At 31.3% G+C, this 17,523-nt stretch carries 21 protein-coding genes; all 21 read left to right on the top strand.

Annotated features, from left to right (window positions below; all coding sequences use genetic code 11):
• The first annotated feature begins 134 nt into the window (after nt 1–134).
• The 21 genes from K1X16_RS17300 to K1X16_RS17200 all read left to right on the top strand — a co-directional run bounded on the left by K1X16_RS17300 (nt 135) and on the right by K1X16_RS17200 (nt 17,093).
• Nucleotides 135–1,073: a hypothetical protein gene (locus tag K1X16_RS17300; RefSeq protein WP_225037333.1), complete on the top strand. Its 939-nt coding sequence runs from the start codon at nt 135–137 to the stop codon at nt 1,071–1,073.
• A gap of 160 nt (nt 1,074–1,233) precedes the next feature.
• Complete coding sequence (locus K1X16_RS17295; RefSeq protein ID WP_225037332.1) at nt 1,234–1,476, top strand: hypothetical protein; 243 nt, start codon at nt 1,234–1,236, stop codon at nt 1,474–1,476.
• The gene (locus K1X16_RS17290) at nt 1,460–1,792 is read left to right on the top strand and encodes a hypothetical protein (protein WP_225037331.1); all 333 of its coding nucleotides are present in this window, start codon (nt 1,460–1,462) and stop codon (nt 1,790–1,792) included. The genes K1X16_RS17295 and K1X16_RS17290 overlap by 17 nt, the downstream gene beginning before the upstream one ends.
• 1,270 nt (nt 1,793–3,062) lie before the next feature.
• A complete protein-coding gene (locus K1X16_RS17285) occupies nt 3,063–3,584 on the top strand; it encodes a hypothetical protein (protein WP_225037330.1) in 522 nt (173 codons plus the stop codon).
• A gap of 167 nt (nt 3,585–3,751) precedes the next feature.
• The gene (locus tag K1X16_RS17280) at nt 3,752–4,507 is read left to right on the top strand and encodes a DJ-1/PfpI family protein (protein WP_040492571.1); all 756 of its coding nucleotides are present in this window, start codon (nt 3,752–3,754) and stop codon (nt 4,505–4,507) included.
• A 223-nt stretch (nt 4,508–4,730) separates the two neighbouring features.
• The gene (locus tag K1X16_RS17275) at nt 4,731–5,087 is read left to right on the top strand and encodes a type II toxin-antitoxin system RelE/ParE family toxin (RefSeq protein ID WP_042247318.1); all 357 of its coding nucleotides are present in this window, start codon (nt 4,731–4,733) and stop codon (nt 5,085–5,087) included.
• Complete coding sequence (locus K1X16_RS17270; RefSeq protein WP_042247315.1) at nt 5,077–5,367, top strand: helix-turn-helix domain-containing protein; 291 nt, start codon at nt 5,077–5,079, stop codon at nt 5,365–5,367. Before K1X16_RS17275 ends, K1X16_RS17270 begins: the two co-directional genes overlap by 11 nt.
• 183 nt (nt 5,368–5,550) lie before the next feature.
• Nucleotides 5,551–7,065, top strand: a complete 1,515-nt coding sequence (locus tag K1X16_RS17265) for a GIY-YIG nuclease family protein (protein ID WP_225037329.1) — start codon at nt 5,551–5,553, stop codon at nt 7,063–7,065.
• Nucleotides 7,066–7,228: 163 nt separating this feature from the next.
• Entirely contained in the window at nt 7,229–7,984 is a 756-nt protein-coding gene (locus K1X16_RS17260; protein WP_040492571.1) for a DJ-1/PfpI family protein, read from the top strand.
• A gap of 159 nt (nt 7,985–8,143) precedes the next feature.
• The gene (locus tag K1X16_RS17255; RefSeq protein ID WP_225037328.1) at nt 8,144–8,692 is read left to right on the top strand and encodes a hypothetical protein; all 549 of its coding nucleotides are present in this window, start codon (nt 8,144–8,146) and stop codon (nt 8,690–8,692) included.
• A gap of 447 nt (nt 8,693–9,139) precedes the next feature.
• Complete coding sequence (locus K1X16_RS17250) at nt 9,140–10,087, top strand: tetratricopeptide repeat protein (protein ID WP_225037327.1); 948 nt, start codon at nt 9,140–9,142, stop codon at nt 10,085–10,087.
• 200 nt (nt 10,088–10,287) lie between these two features.
• Nucleotides 10,288–10,983 carry a hypothetical protein gene (locus K1X16_RS17245; RefSeq protein WP_225037326.1) on the top strand — a complete coding sequence of 232 codons (696 nt, stop codon included), beginning with the start codon at nt 10,288–10,290 and terminating at the stop codon, nt 10,981–10,983.
• 223 nt (nt 10,984–11,206) lie between these two features.
• Nucleotides 11,207–11,662, top strand: coding sequence for a GyrI-like domain-containing protein (locus tag K1X16_RS17240; protein WP_225037325.1), 456 nt, complete (start codon nt 11,207–11,209; stop codon nt 11,660–11,662).
• Between the two features lie 17 nt (nt 11,663–11,679).
• A complete protein-coding gene (locus tag K1X16_RS17235) occupies nt 11,680–12,162 on the top strand; it encodes a MepB family protein (protein WP_317196446.1) in 483 nt (160 codons plus the stop codon).
• A 305-nt stretch (nt 12,163–12,467) separates the two neighbouring features.
• The gene (locus tag K1X16_RS17230; RefSeq protein WP_262902591.1) at nt 12,468–12,950 is read left to right on the top strand and encodes a Crp/Fnr family transcriptional regulator; all 483 of its coding nucleotides are present in this window, start codon (nt 12,468–12,470) and stop codon (nt 12,948–12,950) included.
• A gap of 59 nt (nt 12,951–13,009) precedes the next feature.
• Nucleotides 13,010–13,588: an NAD(P)H-dependent oxidoreductase gene (locus tag K1X16_RS17225; protein ID WP_225037322.1), complete on the top strand. Its 579-nt coding sequence runs from the start codon at nt 13,010–13,012 to the stop codon at nt 13,586–13,588.
• Between the two features lie 157 nt (nt 13,589–13,745).
• Nucleotides 13,746–14,744 (top strand): DUF2268 domain-containing putative Zn-dependent protease, encoded by a 999-nt coding sequence (locus K1X16_RS18070; RefSeq protein WP_225037321.1) that lies wholly within the window; start codon nt 13,746–13,748, stop codon nt 14,742–14,744.
• A 229-nt stretch (nt 14,745–14,973) separates the two neighbouring features.
• The gene (locus K1X16_RS17215) at nt 14,974–15,624 is read left to right on the top strand and encodes an ankyrin repeat domain-containing protein (RefSeq protein WP_225037320.1); all 651 of its coding nucleotides are present in this window, start codon (nt 14,974–14,976) and stop codon (nt 15,622–15,624) included.
• Between the two features lie 292 nt (nt 15,625–15,916).
• Nucleotides 15,917–16,291 carry an ArsR/SmtB family transcription factor gene (locus tag K1X16_RS17210; RefSeq protein WP_147860722.1) on the top strand — a complete coding sequence of 125 codons (375 nt, stop codon included), beginning with the start codon at nt 15,917–15,919 and terminating at the stop codon, nt 16,289–16,291.
• Nucleotides 16,288–16,887, top strand: coding sequence for a mercuric transport protein MerTP (merTP, locus tag K1X16_RS17205; RefSeq protein WP_225037319.1), 600 nt, complete (start codon nt 16,288–16,290; stop codon nt 16,885–16,887). The genes K1X16_RS17210 and merTP overlap by 4 nt, the downstream gene beginning before the upstream one ends.
• Nucleotides 16,887–17,093 carry a GDCCVxC domain-containing (seleno)protein gene (locus tag K1X16_RS17200; RefSeq protein ID WP_147860724.1) on the top strand — a complete coding sequence of 69 codons (207 nt, stop codon included), beginning with the start codon at nt 16,887–16,889 and terminating at the stop codon, nt 17,091–17,093. The genes merTP and K1X16_RS17200 overlap by 1 nt, the downstream gene beginning before the upstream one ends.
• Nucleotides 17,094–17,523: the final 430 nt, after the last annotated feature.

Below are 17,523 nucleotides of genomic sequence, written 5' to 3'. Positions count from 1 at the left end.
GCAGCACTACCGCCAATTTAGAAAAAATATTTCAGGTAATTTAAACATTTATTTACTAAATTGGCTTATTGAAAACCAGAAGGTAAGGTGTTTCAAATCCCTTACTATTCATATATATATTCATTGTGCAACATATGAGAGAACTTACCCAAATCGAAATTAACGAATTCAATTTATTGCTGAATACTTGCAATCAAATTTCGATGCGTGGAATTGATGAAAATTGGGAAAAGTGGATTTTGGAAAATATGACAAAATTTCTACCACTATTCACCCATCTTGTTGCTTTTTTACATTTCGATAAACTGGAGCGCATTACGATTAATAAACGGATTTTAGGAACGATCAAACGAATTAGAAATATTGACTTTCTTAAATATCCACCAGCTGATAAAGTAAAAAAATATGGACGATGTAATTTAAAAGGCGAAAGCATATTTTACGGTGCACCTTTGTTAACAACTGCATTATCGGAAATGCGTCCAAAAGTTGGAGATTTAATTACAAAATCAATTTGGAGATTAAAAGAAGAACACACTTTTAAAGTTTGTCCGATTTTCCACATACAACCAGCAAATGGCACTTTTAATCCAAGAACCTTTGAAATGCAACAAAGTTTCTATGAAGAAATCGATAAAAATTTTAAAGGTAATAATCGAGAAGCAGTAATCAACTTAACAAAATTTATCGCTTTTCAATTTAGTAAACCAGTCAATCCAGAAAATGATAGAGATTATATTTTTAGTGCATTTTTTGCTAACAAACTTTTAAATGAATTAGATGGCGGAACAATTGAGGGAATTTATTATCCAAGTGTTAAAGAAAAGCTGTCATTTGAAAATGTTGCTTTAAAAGCAGAAGTATTTGACAAGTATTATATATTGGATGAAGTTAAAGACTCAATAGTATTTAAAGACCCTTCAGATGGTGGTGGCGGACTTTTACAATACGGATTGACAGACTGTAAAGAATTTGATTTTGAAAAAAAGGAAATTCTTTGGAGCGACAATATTATGCAACCGCAAGAAAGAATAGAATTTTACACAAAAGAATTTGAATTAGACTTAAACTAAAAAATACGTTGCACAACACCGTGTATAACTCATTGCGGCTGAATTCCTAATCGGAATTCATTGCAATTTGCTATCTTAGTCTTACGGCGGAAAATCCTCGCGGATTTCCCGCAACGAGCCATACACAAAACCGTTGTGCACAATATAAAAGCGAATTCAAATGAACTTGAATGATTACGAAATTATAGTTGCCAGTAATGTCAGTGAAGGTAATGATGGAATCGGAATAGAAGTATGGGAAAAGAATGAATTAATAATTTTAATTTTTCGAGATGACACTAAAAAAACAAGAACAGTTCGTACTTTTAATCAAAATGTTTCTCTCGAATTAATGGAAAAAATCATCGAAATTTTTAAAAACAAAATTCCTTGGGAGTTTATCGAATATGACAAAACTGACTAAATTACTATTATCAATTCCTTCAATTGTCGGAATAGTTTATCTGCTTACTTTTTGGAGTATCGACTTTTTTAAGTGGATAACGAATAATGTTATCGGATTTGAATTTCAAGCACCAATTGTAAACGGACTGATTTTAATCCAAATTGCATATTTAATTTACAGATTATGGAATTATAAAAATATTGACAAAGACAAAAAAACTATGTGGACAGTTATGCTTGTGATTTTTAATTGTGTTGCAAGTCTGATTTTTATCTGGAAAAAGGATAGTGAATTTGAACAACTGAATAAAAATACTGTGCACAACAATGTATAACCGCAATTACGGCGGATTCGACTGCGTCCGAATCCACTCGTAATTGCTACCGTAGGTGCTTATACAAAAAACATTAAATTTAATCCCGTAACTGCGGTTATACGAGACCGTTACAAGCAATTTGATTAGATCTTTAATCCTGAACAAATTTTGATTAATAATTAAATTTTAAAGCTCAAAAAAACAATCAGAAATCTGAAAACTCACACTCTAAAAAATGAATTTAGAGCTTACCAAAAATTTTTAAACTTTGGAATAATGACGAGTTTGCCAAAATGTCGGAATTGAGAATCGCTACGGAGAAATGAATTCAGAGCTATCCAAAGAAATTTTTACTTTAGATTTAAGACAAGCTTACCAAAATTAGTGAATGACAATCACAACGGAGAATTGACCAATAAACAGCCAAACGGAATTTGAATTTAGACGAAATTCTGGCTAAAAAAACAAAATCTGATTGAATTTCACTTTGGCGAAAAAATTCGAAATTTTTTTCAGGATTATTAAGATTAAATATTTGATTAGATTTTTAGCTAATTCGAAAATCAAAAAACTGCTTGTAACAATGCATATACTTAATGCTTGGGTTCGGTGATGAAAAAATAAGTTTGGGTATTTTTATAAAAGTCTGTAAATTGAGAATAAAATAAATACTAATTAAGGTCGCACTAAGTATATGCGACACCGTTACACGCAAGCTAAAAAAAAGAGCTTCTTCCCTATTTTAAGTTTTGAGTTTTAACGAAAAAATTTTTGCGGAAATTAAACTAAATTGAAAATGGAAATTTTTAAACTAACTCGAAGAATAAACCTTTAGAATCAAGTCTGGCAAAAGAAATCGTCAGAATTGAAAATCACTCTGGAAATAGGAATTGAGTTTTGATCAGCCAAACGGAATTGTATTCTTAGACTAAAGACAAGCTCGCCAAAATGTTGGAATTTGAAAATCGCAACGGAAAAATTAATCTGAAAATTGGAAAGTCATTTAAGAATTGGAAAATCAGAATAAATCATAAGATGAAAACTCACGATAACGAAAAAAATCGATTCTAAGAGACTTTAGAAATGAAATTCAAAAGCTGAAATTCTTTTTGATTCTATGAATCAAGCCTGCGTGTAACAATGCATATACTTAATGCTCGGGTCAGTGATGAAAAAATAAGTTTGAGTATTTTTATAAAAGTCTGTAAATTGAAAACAAAATAAAAGCTAATTAAGGTCGCACTAAAGTATATGCTAGACCGTTGTAAGCAATTTAATCCAAGCACATTTGAAATTCGAAATACCCTTTAATTCTGACATTTATTTAAATCAAACTGAATTAATAATTCCATTGATTTATAAGCCATATCTGAAAGATGCAAGGGAATCTTTAATTGTTGGTTTAATATCAACATTAATCGGAATTTCAATCATAATGGGGAAATCGTATCTCGGAATTGTTTTTATCGTTTTAGGAATTTTTTACATTGTTAAAGCATATCCGAAATTTCAATTATATAATAAACTCAAAAGCACATATTTTGAGAAAATAAAAGAAAAAGTTGCGGAAGTGGAATCTGATTTTGGCAACGGAATATTTGAATTTAAAGACGAGTCTATAAAATACGTTGACAAAAATATAACGCGTGACATAAAATGGACTGAATTCAAAGGATTTAAAATAAAGGAATCGAATTTACTTATGCTTCTGGAACCAGAAAAAGGCGATATTATGATAATCGGAGAAAATGAAATCGGAAGTGAAAATTTTAAAAAGATTGTCGAATTAGTAAAAACTAAACTGAAATAAAAAACTACTTACAACACCGTGTATAATTAATTGCTTTTTACGTGCTTACTTGCGAAAATTCCTGCGGAATTTTCTCGGGTTCGTAAATGTTTGTTAACTTAGTTGCTTAACCACGCAACTAACCATACACATCAACGTTGCCCACAATACGAGAAAAACAGAACGAAATGACAAAATTTAGAGTTTTAACAATAATGATTTTCACAACTATTTTGATAAGTTGCAACTCTGAAAAATCGAAAAATAATCTCGATAAAGAGAACCTAAATCAAAAGGAAATTGAATCGGATACTCTGACAAAACACTTAAAACCATTCAAATCGGAATTGCCAACAATCGGACTTTTGATGTATAACGGAGTTTTACAAAGCGAAGTAATTGCTACTTCTGATGTTTTCGCAAAACCAACCGAAAGCGGAAAACAAATCTTTAATGTAATCACGATTGCAGAAACTGAAAAACCAATCACAACCGAAGAAGGAATAAAAATTTTGCCTGACTTTACGTTTGAAAATTGCCCAAAATTAACAGCTCTTTTTGTGCCGAGTGCTTATGATATGTACGCACAAGTTCACAACGAAAAAATAGTAAACTTCATAAAAGAGAAAAATAAAGAAACTGAATATGTTGTGAGTAATTGTGCTGGAGCTCAATTAATCGGAAAATCTGGAATTGCAGATGGACATAAAATCGTCACTTGGATTGGTGGTGGAGAACAATTACAAAAAGACTATCCGAATTTAAAAGTACAGAATGATAGTTTGGTAACTTTCGTTGAGGACGGAAAATTCAGTTCGTCAAATGGAAATTTAGCAAGTTATATTTCAGCATTGAATTTATTGGAGAAAATGACGAGTTCGGAACATAAAAAATTCGTGGAAAGTTATTTATATCTTGACCGAATTCAAAATTGGAAAAACTAAAAGTACTGTGGGCAACAACGTGTATAATTAATGGCTAGTTCTCGCCTACTTACGAAAATCCTCGCGGATTTTCTATTCGGTTTTTATTTGCTAAATTAGGTGCGTGGAACACGCCACTAATCATACACAAAAACGTTGTAAAACATACCCAAAAAACGCTCGGAACTTAAAATTCAAACTCTGAAATTTTGAAAATAGTAACTTTTAAGTTACCTTTGCCGGAATGGAAAAAGTTAGGCAAGTAATACAATACAAAAATTATTTCGAGGAGTTTCTACTTGCTCAACCGAAAAAGGTTCAGGACAAAATATTTAAGGTCATTGAAATAATCGAAACTTATCAGCACGTGCCGAAAACATATTTGGCACCAATGAAAACTCACAAAGGATTATTTGAGGCTCGAATTAAATTAGGTTCGAATATCTGGCGAGTTTTTTGCTTCTTCGATAAAGGTAAATTAGTTATACTCTTGAACGGATTTACTAAAAAGACGCAGAAAACACCGAAAAAAGAAATCGACAAAGCTGTCCGATTAATGAAAGAGTATTACGAAGAAAAAAACAAAGGCAATGGAAACTAAAAGTTGGAAAGACATAAAAGACACAGTTTACGGAAAAAAAGGAACTGAACGCAGAGACGAACTTGACAGAGATTTTGAATCGTTTAAAATCGGTTTGCTTTTACGAAATGCACGTGAGGAAAAAAATCTGACTCAAGAACAACTTGGCGAATTAATTGACAAAAAACGGACTTACATTTCTCGTGTGGAAAATAATGGCAGTAATCTGACTTTAAAAACCTTATTTGACATCGTAGAAAAAGGACTTGGCGGAAAAGTAAATATTTCAATCGAAGTCTGATATAAAGTACGATTTTACAACAACGTGTATAATTAATGGCTGGTTCTCGCCTACTTACGAAAATCCTCGCGGATTTTCTATTCTGTATTTATTTGCTAAATTAGTTGCTTAAACACGCCACTAATCATACACAAAACCGTTGTGCTTAATTTTGAAAAAACGCCAGAACTACCATAAAACTAAATGACTTTCTTAAAAAACATATTCAAATCAAACAAAAGGAATGAGGAAAAAATCCCGCCTAATGAAACTGAAAAACCGACCGAATTTGGTCTTGGCGAATTTGACTTAAATGACTTTCCAGAACAAGACAGAAATAAATCATTTTACTTTCACGAATACAATAAACCTGATGGCGAGTGGATTGAAATTGATGAGCCAATTTGCAAAATTCGTATCGGAGAAATGAGTGGATTTACATTTAAATCGGCAAGTATTATGGCTACCGAAGCTGGAATTTTAGAACATACTTTGGCAAAAGGAGATTTGATTTCAAATGGAAATGTTTTCTATAAACTACATCAAAAAGGAGAATACAAAAATGAGAACTCAACCGATAACTTTGAATTTAAGTCATACTTTTTAAAAGGCAAATTATTTTCATTCCAAAAATGGATTGTAGAAGATGGTTCCTACGTTCAGGAAGGCACTGATATTTATGAGTATTCCAGTTCTATTCTTGCTAATGCACAGTTAACTAGATTAGGAGGTAATCCTAAAGATAAAAAAATAAAACATAAAGCAGAAAAAAACGGATTTATAGATTTGTATTCAAAAGGCCCTTCACTTCATATTCCTGAAAACGAATTAATGTACGTTATTAGAAAAAATGATACAGAAAGAATTGATAGAAAATTCTTAAACGAGCCAAACATAATTAAAGATGAGTTTAGCAACTCAACCATTATCAAGTGGAAAAAAGTAAGTTCTAGATTTGAAAAAAGTGATGGAATTAAAACAAAATCCGACGATTTAATCACAGATTTTCTTTTCAGTTTTAATTACATACATAATAATGACCAAATTGTATTTCACTTTGACCCAAAACAAATAAAACCAAAACAATTCGACAAAGTATTTTTCTTATTTGAAAACGGAGAGCAAATTCAATTTGAACTAACTGAAAATCCAGTTTCATCAAAAAACTGTCTAAACGAGAAAATTTTAGAATACAAAGGTTTAATCACCAAAACGGAGCTTGAATTATTTGCTAATTCTAACTTCAAGAAGTGGAAAATATCGTTGGTAAGTGATAAAAGAGAAATTTTAGGTGGAGAAATTGGAGGAGATGGCTTTTATCAAACAAAAAACAATATTCAAATTGTAATCAAAAAATTTGCATCAGAATATATTGATTTCGTTAAAAACACAATACCAAATTATGAACCAACTGAAATAAAACAAGCTGAACCCAAAAAAGAAACTATAACAGACTTTTGCTTTGTTTATCTAATGCACGATATGAGCAATGGCTATCATAAAATTGGAATTTCAAATAGTCCAGAATACCGAGAAAGAACTTTACAAAGTGAAAAGCCGACAATTGAAATGATTGCTTCAAAGAAATTCCCAATCAGAAAAATTGCTGAAAGTATTGAAAAGGCTTTGCACAGTACTTATTCTGAGAAAAGATTAAGAGGAGAATGGTTCGAATTAAACGACAATGATGTCGAACATATTAAAGAAACATTAAAATAAAAAACTAAGCACAACAATGGCTATAAGTAATTGCTTGTTATCGCTTACTTCTGAAAATCCTCGCGGATTTTCAGTTTGGTGTGTACTTGCAAAGTTAAATTCTAAACCACGCAACTACTCATAGCCGAGACCGTTGCCCACAATACGAGAAAAACAGAACGAAATGACAAAATTTAGAGTTTTAACAATAATGATTTTCACAACTATTTTGATAAGTTGCAACTCTGAAAAATCGAAAAATAATCTCGATAAAGAGAACCTAAATCAAAAGGAAATTGAATCGGATACTCTGACAAAACACTTAAAACCATTCAAATCGGAATTGCCAACAATCGGACTTTTGATGTATAACGGAGTTTTACAAAGCGAAGTAATTGCTACTTCTGATGTTTTCGCAAAACCAACCGAAAGCGGAAAACAAATCTTTAATGTAATCACGATTGCAGAAACTGAAAAACCAATCACAACCGAAGAAGGAATAAAAATTTTGCCTGACTTTACGTTTGAAAATTGCCCAAAATTAACAGCTCTTTTTGTGCCGAGTGCTTATGATATGTACGCACAAGTTCACAACGAAAAAATAGTAAACTTCATAAAAGAGAAAAATAAAGAAACTGAATATGTTGTGAGTAATTGTGCTGGAGCTCAATTAATCGGAAAATCTGGAATTGCAGATGGACATAAAATCGTCACTTGGATTGGTGGTGGAGAACAATTACAAAAAGACTATCCGAATTTAAAAGTACAGAATGATAGTTTGGTAACTTTCGTTGAGGACGGAAAATTCAGTTCGTCAAATGGAAATTTAGCAAGTTATATTTCAGCATTGAATTTATTGGAGAAAATGACGAGTTCGGAACATAAAAAATTCGTGGAAAGTTATTTATATCTTGACCGAATTCAAAATTGGAAAAACTAAAAGTACTGTGGGCAACAACGTGTATAATTAATGGCTAGTTCTCGCCTACTTACGAAAATCCTCGCGGATTTTCTATTCGGTTTTTATTTGCTAAATTAGGTGCGTGGAACACGCCACTAATCATACACAAAAACGTTGTAGCACATTTAAGAAAACCCAATGGCAACATACCAATTTCTAACATTTGTACTTCCAAGAAAGCCGATTGAAAAAAAATATGGCGGAATTCCAAAACAGCTCGAAATAAAACACGCTGAATGGGAAAAGTATTGGGAAAATTATGACGTGGAAATGAATGAAGCACCTGAACCTGAATTTGAAGATGCGATTACAACGAAATGGTGGAAAGGAATTCAAATAAACATTGCGGAATTAAGAAACGAAATTGACCAAATTATTCCAAGAGCTTCGTGGAATAACGAAAGTTGGAAAATTGAAAACGGAGAAGTTGACCACGATTTGAGTATTGACTATAACGAAAAAGAGAATTTTATAGATGATTTTAGATTTCGGACTGATTTGAGAGATTCAAAACTGAATTTCTTAAATTCAATGCTGGAATTATGCGACAGATATGACTGGATTTTAATGGACGAAAATGGAAATCTGTGTAATCCGAATATTAGAGAATTAGCGAAATTACTAAAAAATTCAAAAGCTCATTTATTTATAACAAACCCAACTGAATTTTTTGATAACCTCAAATAAGTGATGAATAAAAGAAATTTAAAAATCATAAAACTATACATAATTAGCTTATTCTGTATTGTCTTTTATTTCTTATTAGAGAATTCTAGCATCATACCTGAACTCGTTCAAAAATCTGAAAGAGGTCGTTATGGTAGCTTCCTGACATTTTTTCTAACAGGACTATTCAAATACGGTTTATTAGTAATCGGAATAGGCATTATTTTAATTATGAGTTTTATGCTAATAAGAGAAAGAAAAAAACACTTGAATAAATAAAAACGTGCTACAACACCGTGTATAATTAATTGCTTTGGTCGTTGCTTATTTGGAAAATTCCTTCGGAATTTTCTCTGGCAAGTATTTGTTTACTAAATTAGTTCCTTAACCACGCAACTAACCATACACAACAACGTTGGCAGCAATAGTCAAAAAATTCCGTAATCATTTGAACACATAGTTATAATTATGAAAAACATTCTCTTTATACTAACTATTCTTCTTATTCCAATTGGAATTTTACTCAGACTATATGACATAGTTGGTGGGAATATTTTGTTGACTCTTGGCTTTTTAGGCTTATTAATTTTTTATTTAAAAAAAACAATTAGCGGATTTCAAGATAAAGTTTCGAAAAAAATAATTGTTCTAAACATCTTATTAGTATTAATGTCTATTTGCTTATTTACAAAGTATCTCTATCATAGTTTCGGAGATTATCCAACATTAATAATTCTTCCAATTTTCATAATTTCTACTCTAGTTTATCTAATTACCGAAAGAGAAAAGCAAACAAAATTAACAATAGTAACATTACTATATTTGATATTGACAATTCCTCTATTCGGCTTTGAATTTAATGAATCACCAAGACATTATATTCCTCAATCTTGGTATGATAGATATGGCGAACCTAAAAGTTACATTAAATCAATACCTTTCGAATTTGAACTTCCAGAAACTAAGAAACTTAACGACAAAGGAAACAACTTAAAAAACCAACAACTCTATTCTGACGCAATAAAAGTATATGAAAAAGGGAGAAAACTAGAGCCTAAAAATCTAAGCTTACTTTTTGAGTTATCCGAAGCACACGCCAAAATAAACGAATTAGAAACTGCAATTGCTTTACTAGATACTGCAATAAGTATTAATCCAAATTATCCTGAATTTTACAACAACAGAGGTTTACTCTATTATAAAATTAGTAGAGATGATGAGGCTATAGAGGATTTTGAACTAGGTATAAAATTAGATTCTACTCAATCTTCATTTTACGCAAATTTGGCAATGGTTTATTATTATCAAGATTCATTTGAAATTGCTTGTGCGAAAATTAAAAAAGCAGAATCACTAGGTTTAGAAATAACCGATTTCAAACTACTTAGAGAAATAAAAGAAGAACATTGTGAATAAAACTACGGCTGCCAACACCGTGTATAATTAATTGCTTCATTGAGCCTACTTGCGAATATTCCTGCGGAATATTCACAGGTTCGTAAAAGTTTGCTAAATTAGTTGCTTAACCACGCAACTAATCATACACAATCACGTTGCCAGTAATACGAAGAAAACCAATGAACAGAACGATAACTCTACTATTTTTACTAATACTTTTGACCAGTTGTGCTCAATCCCAATCTGAAAAAATAACTGGAATTCCGACAAATGACTTACCCATTATATTCGAAAGTCAGACTGTGATTGCCGACATTATGGACGGAATTAAAAGCAATCCTCGACAACTTGAACTGACTCAAAAAATCCAAAGTTCATTACAAAATAATTGGGAATGGTATCAAGAATACATTAAAACTGTAAAAAAAGGAGAACCGTTGGGATATCATCCAAATTTAGGAATTACTGAAAAAGAATATGATGAATTTTTAAAAATATCTAAAGACATTGAAGTCGAATCTACCGGAAAAGAAGAATTAGAAATCATTAATACTGACAATAAAATCAAATTCAAATCAGTTGGAAAACTTTCGATATACAATGACTTAACGATTGATATTAAAAATAATCAGATTTTATATAAAGAATATGTTCTACCATTTCTTGATAAGGTAAATATTGAAGATGCTGATAACGGATTAAAAAGTAAGTGGAAAGGATATAATTGGGCTTACGAATATCCTGTAATAACTGAAGAGACTGATTTGACCGATTTGGCTAATCTGAACATTACTATTGTAAGATTTACAATCGGACAACTCGAACGAAATGGAAAATTTTATATGCAAATTAAGGAACGAAAATTGGAAAATGGTGTAAAAACAGTTGATAACCAAATTCCAATTATGTTCTGATAAATAAAGTACTACTGGCAACACCGTGTATAATTAATTGCTGTTTTCTTCCCTACTTGCGAATATTCCTGCGGAATATTCACAGGTTCGTGAAAGTTTGCTAATTTAGTTGCTTAACCACGCAACTAACCATACACAAACACGTTGTGTGTAATGCAGAAAAAATATTGTGCTTAAAATCAAAATTTAATTGATTAAACTAAAAAAAGAGTAAAAAATAAAGATGGAAAATATCGAAAATTTTAAAATAATCGGAATAGAAACGAAGACGACAAACGAAGACGGAAAAGCATCCGATGATTTAGGTAAACTATGGGAGCAGTTTTTTGCAAAAAATGTCCCGAATCAAATTGTCAATAAAAAAAGTGATGAAATTTTTGCAATTTATACAGATTATGAATCAGATTACACGGGAGAATATACTTGCGTAATCGGAATGAAAGTTCACTCTCTTGACAAAATACCAGACGAATTAATTGGACGTGAATTTGAAAGCGGAAAATATCAAAAATTTATTGCAAAAGGAGAAATGCCAAGTGCAGTAGTGGAAACTTGGAAAGATATTTGGGCAAAAGACAAAGAACTGAACAGAAAATATACAGCTGATTTTGAAGTTTATGGGGGAAAATCTCAAAACGGAGAAAATTCAGAAGTGGAAATATACATTGCCAAGAAATAAAAGAAATGGACAACAATTTGAATCAAATCAAAACGGAAATTTATGATAATATAAAACTCGAAATTTCGGATTTTAAAAAAGAATTAGAAAGTCAAGAATATTATGCTTGTCGGTTTAAATTGAACGGAAAAAATATAATAAGTAGAAACGGAAAAATCACATCCAAAAAGATTGGACAATTTGTGACTTTTTGGAATAGAAATAAAAATGGAGTAACTCAACCATTTAATGAAACGGAAAGAATTGATTTTTATACTGTAAATGTTCGAGCGGAAAATCAATTTGGACAATTTGTATTTCCAAAATCAGAACTGATAAAAAAAGGGATTATCTCAACCCAAAAAAAAGAAGGAAAAAGAGGTTTTAGAGTTTATCCAAGTTGGGACAAAGCAAAAAATAAACAAGCAGAAAAAACTCAAAAATGGCAGTTGGAATATTTCTATCATATTGATGATTCAACGAACCTTAATAAAGTTGCGGAATTATATAAAAACAAATAAACGTGTAAAAAGCACTACACACAACAACGTATATAGCTCATAGCTAACTAGTTGCTTAATCCAAAGTTAAGGCATCTTTACAAGTCCGCCAAATTTTTTAATTTGGCTTATTGAGAAAAAGGTAATAAGAAAATTAAAAAATTCGGCTCGTGCTTAACCGAAAAGTAATCACTATTTTACACGCTACGAGCCATATACAAACACGTTGGCAGTAATTAAAAAAAATGAGGAACTACCTACAAACATTTAACATCTTAACCGAAAATGAAATTGACCTTTTTGAAAGTAAGGTTCGGAATAAGAAATTGAAAAAAGGTGATTTTTTCATCAAAGAAAATCGAATATCAAAAGAAGTAGCGTTTGTGGTTTCTGGTTTGTTTAGGTCATTCTATTATTCGTCATCCGAAGAGGAAGTCACCTATTGTTTTACTTTTTCAAATTCTTTTGTTAGTGCTTACTCATCTTTCTTATCTCAAACAAAAACAATTGAAAATATTCAAGCATTAACAGATATAGAGTTATTAACTATATCAAGAGAAGAAATTTTAATTTTAGAGAATTCAAGTACAAATTGGCTAAAATTTTTCAAATTAATTACTGAACAAGAATACATCAAAATGGAAAAAAGAATTTTCTTGTTGCAAAAAGAATCCGCAGAAAAAAAATACAAAGACTTACTAATAAATCAACCTGAATATTTACAATCAATTCCCCTGAATTTTCTGGCCTCATATTTAGGAATTACCCAAAGACATTTAAGTAGAATAAGAAAAACGATTACGTATTAGACAAATGTCCTTTTAAAAAAATAACGAAGTATTGTTCTTTGTAAAAACAAAGAACAAATATGAAACAAGTATTAATAATAAACGGACATCCTGACAAAGAGAGCTTTAATTACTCATTATCAGAATCTTACATCGAAGGAGCAAATAAAACAGATTCTATAATCTCTCAAATTAACATTGCGGAATTGGAATTTAATCCTAATCTGCAATTTGGCTATCGGAAACGAATGGAATTGGAGCCTGATTTGGTGTTAGCCATAGAAAAAATTAAAAAGGCAGACCATATTGTTTGGGTATTTCCAATGTGGTGGTATGGCTATCCAGCACTTATGAAAGGATTTATAGAAAGAACATTTTTACCGTCAATTACATATCAACCGATTGAGGGAAAAGCATTACCAGAAAAACTACTAAAAGGAAAATCTGCACGACTAATTATTACGGCTGATACGCCAAAATGGTATGATTTTCTGATAATGAAAAGCCCAACTATCAACCAATTTAAAAACGGAACATTAAAATTTTGTGGAATAAGTCCTGTAAAAACCACCTATATTGCTTCAATAAAAAATTCAACTTCGGAGTTTAGAGAAAAGTGGTTAAAAAAAGTAAGATTGTTAGGAGAAAGCGTAAAATAACTACTGCCAACACCGTATAAGATTAATTGCTAGTTTCTAGCCTACTTACGAAAGTCCTCGCGGACTTTCTATCTGTGTTTTATTTGCTAACTTTAGTGCTTAAAACACGCAACTAATCTTATACAAACACGTTATATGCAATTTAAAAAAAAACATAGTGAGTAAAAAAATCAAACTATTCTTTATTATATCTTCAGTTTTGTTACTGTCTTTTTCTTGCCAAAAAGAAAAGGAAAAATCGAATAAATTTGTAACACAAGATGTTCATAATTTTTATGATATGCTTTCTCAAATCGAGAACGCAACTTCATTAAATGACACTTTAAAAATTTTGAACGAGAGTTATTTGCAAAAAGCCAGCATTGGCTTAAAAGATTATCTCGAATATGAAAAAAGCAGCAACAACCGAGACATCGAACAAGAATACTTAAAGATAATTAGGTCTTTCCCAAAATACTTTAAATCCCAAAAGCCACTCTTATCCGATATTGAAAATCAACTTGATGAATTTGATAAATATTTTCAAAAGATAAAGGAAGTTTATCCTGATGCTAAATTTCAGTCAACTTATTTTTCAATCGGTTTTTTCAACACACAAGGTCAAATGGTTTACCCCAAAACAATTTTTATGGGTTTAGAGGCATCCATAAGAACAGATAAAACAGACTATAGCGAATTTCCAGAAAATTATTCGTGGCTTGTTGACGACCCATCAACGATTAATGATTTAGGATATTTAGTGGTTCACGAAAATCTGCATACCCTACAACAAATCAAAGCTAATGAAAATTCAATTTTAGACCAAGCAATAACCGAAGGAGCTGCCGTTTTCTTAACTGAACATTTTTGTGGGCAAGAAAGTTTGGTTGGAATTGCAGGAATTGACCAAGATATGATTGATTACGCCGGAAAAAATAGAACGGAAATTTGGACAGAATTTGGGACGGACTTAAAAAATCCTGAAAATTTTTCAAAATGGTTCTGGAGTACTAACTCAAAATATCCATATTCGATGGGCTATTATATGGGTTATATGATTTGTAAAAGTTTTTATGAAAACCAAAAAGACAAACAGGACGCGATTAAAAAATTAATAGTAATTAATGACCCAAAATTTATCTTTGAGCATAGCCAATTTAAAAAGTTTGCGGAATAAAAACTGCATATAACAACGTATATAGCTCATAGCTAATTAGTTGATTAATCGAAGTTAAGGCATATTTGGAAAGTCGCCAAATTTTTAAATTTGACGATTTCCAATAAAAAAGATAAATAGTAAAATTTAAAAATCTGGCTTGTGTTTAATCCGAAAAATTATCGCTAATTTGCACGCTACAAGCCATATACAATACCGTTGTACTGCATTATGACCAACCAAGAAACTAATGAATTTATTTAAAGGTTTATTCTCATCAAAAAACTCTGAATCTGAAATTAATCGGACTAAACAACTATATGAAATTGATGACAAAATTAGAATTCAATTTTTCCAAAGTTTGTACCAAGCTTCTTATGATAAAGTAATTGAGCTAATTGAAAATCAAAAAATAGATGTGAATGGATATGCTGATTACGAACATTCAAGGAGTATTTTAATTAGCGTAATTAGCGACTGTAACTCTGAATTCAAAGGTTCTGAAAATCACGTAAAACTTGTTAAATATATTATTGAAAAAGGTGTTGATATCAATGTAAAAACAAAAGACGGATATAATGCATTGGAAATAGCTTTGTCATTTCATAGTATGTCAAACATTGCTTTGATTTTAATAAAAACTGGAAGAGCAGAGATTAACTCAACCGAAAAACACGGAAATAATCCAATATTTACAGCAATTAGAGAATATGGTCTGACTTGGAGAGAGGAACAAAAAGAAGTTAATCAATTGAGGTTTGAGATAATAGAAGAACTTCTGAATCGTGGAGCGGATTTGGATAAAATAAATAATCACGGAATATCAGCGAGAAAGTGGCTTGAAAGACTTTCAGAAAATGATAAATTACATAGTTTAATTAAAGAATTTGACAAAAAATAACGCAGTACAACACCGTGTATAAAAAATTGCTAGTTTTAGCTAATACAAAGTTGGTTGCCCGTTTGCCGGCTTCCGATTTTCCTTCGGAAAATCCTCGCCCACAAACACGCAACTTTCCATACACGAACACGTTACCCACAAGCTGAAAACCCACCGCACATTTTAGCACTTTCGGTTTTTTCCGAAACACAAATCCAACGCTAAAAAACCAAAAGAGCTAAAATTTTCCCAACGTTTAAGAATTATGTATTTAAGTATTTGCTTAAATAAGAAATAATTGTAACTTTGCGATATGGAAAATAATTCTTGCATAAGACAACAAGCCGATATTGAGCAAATAAATCGTTGCAAAGACACAGTTTCGGAATTAAGCGAATCGTTCGACTATTTGGCGAACGGACTTTCATTAGTCGGAAATAGCGTTCGCCTGAAAATACTTTACCTACTCTTTGAGGAAAAAAGACTTTGCGTTTGTGATTTAAGCGATATTCTTGGAATGAACATTTCTGCAATCTCTCAACATTTGAGGAAAATGAAAGACAGAAATTTAATAGAAACGGAAAGAGAAGCTCAAACAATATTTTACTCATTGACAGCGGAATACGAAAAAATGTTAAATCCGTTCTTTGAGATACTTGATAAAAACAAAATTTTAGAAACGATATGAAAAGTGATAACAAATTAATTGGTGCAGGTTTATTAACCGCAATTACAGCTTCATTATGTTGTATTACACCAGTTTTGGCTCTAATCGCAGGAACGAGCGGAATTGCTTCAACATTTTCTTGGATAGAACCTTTTAGACCTTATTTAATAGGACTGACAATTTTAGTTCTCGGTTTTGCTTGGTATAAAAAATTAAAACCTCGTAAAGAAATTGACTGCGACTGCGAAACGGACGAAAAACCAAAATTTATTCAATCAAAAAAGTTTTTAAGAATTGTAACCGTATTTGCAATTGTAATGTTGGCTTTCCCATATTATTCTGGAATTTTTTACCCAAACACAGAAAAACAAATAATTGTAGTTGACAAATCGGACATTAAAACCACTGAATTCAAAATCAGCGGAATGACTTGTGCGAGTTGCGAAGAACACGTAAATCACGAAGTAAATAAACTCAATGGAATTGTAAATTCAAGAGCGTCCTACGAAAATGGAAATGCAATCATTGAGTTTGACAAAACCAAAACCAATAAAACGGAAATCGAGAAAGCAATTAACTCAACAGGTTATAAAGTAACCGACAAAAAAGAAAACTAATGGAAGTTCAATTAAAATCAGAAATTACTTGTCCAAATTGTGGACATAAAAAAGTAGAAGAAATGCCAACAGAATCCTGTCAATTCTTTTACGAATGTGAGAATTGTAAAAAAGTATTACGACCAAACGAAGGCGATTGTTGTGTCTATTGCAGTTTTGGTTCAGTAAAATGTCCTTCAATACAACAGAAAGAAAGTTGTTGCTAAAAAGCCAACGCTAAAAGCCATACACATTTGCAATTCGCACGAGCCAATGCTACGCCAAAAATTGCAAAAGAGTATGTCTTTGCCAACGCTGAAAACCAAGCTGAACGGAATAAAGCCAGTGGGTAACAACGTATATAAAAAATAGCGGTTTAGGTGCTAACCTGAACCGTTTTTGCATTTAATTAAGTATCTTGCTTTCCGAAAATTTAGTGCTTAAAATCCGCTACTTTTCATATACAAGACCGTTGTGTGCAATTGCAGATTTTCTTCGGACAATATTTACAAGGTGTACGGAAAAAGAGGAAGGATGTTTTATTTTTGGTTAAGTGTAAATAGCGACTTTTTTTAAGCGATATTTCCACCCAAGTATTTTAGCTTGTAAGCGTTGAAAGTTAACTTTCAGAACGTTGGCACGTTTAAAATACTTGTA

This window comes from Winogradskyella sp. SM1960, from assembly GCF_020179375.1.
Classification (GTDB): Bacteria; Bacteroidota; Bacteroidia; order Flavobacteriales; family Flavobacteriaceae; genus Winogradskyella; species Winogradskyella marina.
This window is presented reverse-complemented; position numbering and strand designations above follow the sequence as displayed.

What these genes read in the sequence shown, in the direction of transcription:
- K1X16_RS17270 (WP_042247315.1), top strand. Translation starts at nt 5,077, where the DNA reads ATGGAAACTAAAAGTTGGAAAGACATAAAAGACACAGTTTACGGAAAA.
- K1X16_RS17275 (WP_042247318.1), top strand. Translation starts at nt 4,731, where the DNA reads ATGGAAAAAGTTAGGCAAGTAATACAATACAAAAATTATTTCGAGGAG.
- K1X16_RS17250 (WP_225037327.1), top strand. Translation starts at nt 9,140, where the DNA reads ATGAAAAACATTCTCTTTATACTAACTATTCTTCTTATTCCAATTGGA.
- merTP (WP_225037319.1), top strand. Translation starts at nt 16,288, where the DNA reads ATGAAAAGTGATAACAAATTAATTGGTGCAGGTTTATTAACCGCAATT.
- K1X16_RS17295 (WP_225037332.1), top strand. Translation starts at nt 1,234, where the DNA reads ATGAACTTGAATGATTACGAAATTATAGTTGCCAGTAATGTCAGTGAA.
- K1X16_RS17260 (WP_040492571.1), top strand. Translation starts at nt 7,229, where the DNA reads ATGACAAAATTTAGAGTTTTAACAATAATGATTTTCACAACTATTTTG.
- K1X16_RS17255 (WP_225037328.1), top strand. Translation starts at nt 8,144, where the DNA reads ATGGCAACATACCAATTTCTAACATTTGTACTTCCAAGAAAGCCGATT.
- K1X16_RS17240 (WP_225037325.1), top strand. Translation starts at nt 11,207, where the DNA reads ATGGAAAATATCGAAAATTTTAAAATAATCGGAATAGAAACGAAGACG.
- K1X16_RS17265 (WP_225037329.1), top strand. Translation starts at nt 5,551, where the DNA reads ATGACTTTCTTAAAAAACATATTCAAATCAAACAAAAGGAATGAGGAA.
- K1X16_RS17210 (WP_147860722.1), top strand. Translation starts at nt 15,917, where the DNA reads ATGGAAAATAATTCTTGCATAAGACAACAAGCCGATATTGAGCAAATA.
- K1X16_RS17225 (WP_225037322.1), top strand. Translation starts at nt 13,010, where the DNA reads ATGAAACAAGTATTAATAATAAACGGACATCCTGACAAAGAGAGCTTT.
- K1X16_RS17200 (WP_147860724.1), top strand. Translation starts at nt 16,887, where the DNA reads ATGGAAGTTCAATTAAAATCAGAAATTACTTGTCCAAATTGTGGACAT.
- K1X16_RS17280 (WP_040492571.1), top strand. Translation starts at nt 3,752, where the DNA reads ATGACAAAATTTAGAGTTTTAACAATAATGATTTTCACAACTATTTTG.
- K1X16_RS17300 (WP_225037333.1), top strand. Translation starts at nt 135, where the DNA reads ATGAGAGAACTTACCCAAATCGAAATTAACGAATTCAATTTATTGCTG.
- K1X16_RS17215 (WP_225037320.1), top strand. Translation starts at nt 14,974, where the DNA reads ATGAATTTATTTAAAGGTTTATTCTCATCAAAAAACTCTGAATCTGAA.
- K1X16_RS17290 (WP_225037331.1), top strand. Translation starts at nt 1,460, where the DNA reads ATGACAAAACTGACTAAATTACTATTATCAATTCCTTCAATTGTCGGA.